This window comes from Priestia sp. BR_2 (assembly GCF_041954005.1).
GTDB lineage: Bacteria > Bacillota > Bacilli > Paenibacillales > Paenibacillaceae > Paenibacillus_AQ > Paenibacillus_AQ lautus_A.
Genome location: NZ_JAVFHM010000253.1, coordinates 1 through 1,899, shown reverse-complemented (window position 1 = coordinate 1,899; position 1,899 = coordinate 1). Strand labels below are relative to the sequence as shown.

General features: G+C 45.8%; 1 protein-coding gene and 1 pseudogene. Both read right to left on the bottom strand.

Annotation, left to right across the window (positions count from 1 at the left end):
• Window positions 1-199 (bottom strand): annotated as a pseudogene (locus RB298_RS20395) (Crp/Fnr family transcriptional regulator); the annotation flags it as partial.
• Window positions 200-1,095: 896 nt separating this feature from the next.
• A complete protein-coding gene (locus RB298_RS20390) occupies window positions 1,096-1,620 on the bottom strand; it encodes a DoxX family protein (protein WP_375120880.1) in 525 nt (174 codons plus the stop codon).
• Window positions 1,621-1,899: the final 279 nt, after the last annotated feature.

Below are 1,899 nucleotides of genomic sequence, written 5' to 3'. Positions count from 1 at the left end.
GGAACGCTGCCCACCAGCCTTGAACGGCGGGGTGATCGCCGGCTGCTTTGGCAATCGCGCCTTGCAGGAAGCCGCCTGCTTCGAAACCGCCCGTCAATTTACCCCAACCTGCCGTCATCCATTCATACCCGATGTAGACCCTAATGAATGTCAGTAACCACATTGCCACTTTGTTTGTTCTCAGCCAGTTGTTAAACATATAAACCACTCCTTAAAAGTATGATTTTCTTTTTTATGAAAGCTTCCTTGCCCATTCTCGGATGTTGAAGTTCTGTGATGTTGTTCTTTAGGAAGATGATCATCTCTTTCATGTCTTTATTATAAGTGAAATAAATCACAATATATGTGATTTAAATCACATTAGTGATAAAAATGGGCAGAACTGTATGTAGTGGCAGTAACCAGTATGTAATAAGTAAGGCAAAGTGCTCAAATGGCAGCCGTAATAGAATAAGCCAAAGAGCTCAAACAGCAAGAAGCACACGCACATCCAAGATCAATTAGCAGAGCATAAGTAAGTTTTACGTATAAAGCCAGCAAGTAATAAGCAGAGCAATTGCAGTAGACATAAACCGGTAAGTGATAAGAAAACGCTGCATGGAGCAGGCACATAACCAGTAAGTGATTAGCAAAAGAGGAACTGGTAAACGCAAAACCAGCAAGCAGAGCAGTAAATAGTCGGCGAAAACTCAGCTAACTGTTAGCAGTATACGCAAAGCAGCACCTAGTACCTGAAGCGAGTAGATAATGCGCAACGCATTGGGAGATGCCATTCCCTGAACCATGGCTCGTCGTGAATTTATTACTAGGCATAACTGCTTATAAAACACGGATGACCGGTACCGGTGGCCGCGGTCACCCGATGACTTATTGAAAAGGCAAGCAGAAAGAGCATGGATAGAGGAGCAACATTCAAATCGTACTGTAGGAAGAAAAAACGAGATGGATTTAGCTATGAGACGGGGGAGCCAGGCACGAATTTTAGCCGAAGAGAAGCGAACGACCGGATACGACCGGATACGACCGGATACGATCCAACTTGAGATTACTTTAAATTACTTTTGAACTCTAATTTCCCCCCGCATTCATTTTATATCAGACCGCCTGATTCTGCAGAGGGGAGGAGTCGCTGCTGATTTTCGCTTTGCGCGTGAATTTATTCTGAAGATAAGGCATGAGCCAACGGTCGATGCCGATCTTACCGCTGTTGGCCGCTGAGAGGATGATCAGGAATTCGAGCAGCAGGAGCTGACCGTTGATGCTGATCGAACCGGAGAAGAGGAACGCCGAGTTCATCACCAGTCCCATCAGCGCGGCGAACACGGTGAACGAGCCGAGAATCAGGCCGAGCCCGACAAGGAATTCGCTCAGCGGAATGATGACGTTGAACCATTTGACGCCGGGGAGCGCGGCATGCTTGAGGAATACGGCCCACCAATCTTGAACCGCCGGATTCTCGCCGGTGGATTTGGCGATGGCTCCCTGCATAAATCCACTCGCATCGAAGCCTCCCGTTAACTTGCCCCAGCCAGCCGATAACCACTTATACCCGACGTACACCCGAATGACCGTCAGCAGCCACATCGCGATTTTGCTGGATTGCAACCATTGAATAAACATCAACACCACTCCTCCAATGAATAATCATTCTCTTTTTTGTTTTCAGATTTTTGCAAATTTGAAATTCGTAAGCGCGACGGAAGCCGAAAAAAACAGCAACGATCTATATAATGTCGCATCATCACAAATTATTCATATTTGCAAAAATCTGTATTTAAATACAGTATTCGCATAGACTGTGATTTGGCATAGGTTCTTGGCATGAAAAAAAGACGATGGAGAACCGAGTTCTCCATCGTCTTGCATGGATCGTTACGAAGTTAAGCGGTGCGTTTTTTT

Excerpts from the sequence above, each read along its gene's own strand:
- RB298_RS20390 (WP_375120880.1), bottom strand. The coding sequence starts at position 1,620 with ATGTTTATTCAATGGTTGCAATCCAGCAAAATCGCGATGTGGCTGCTG.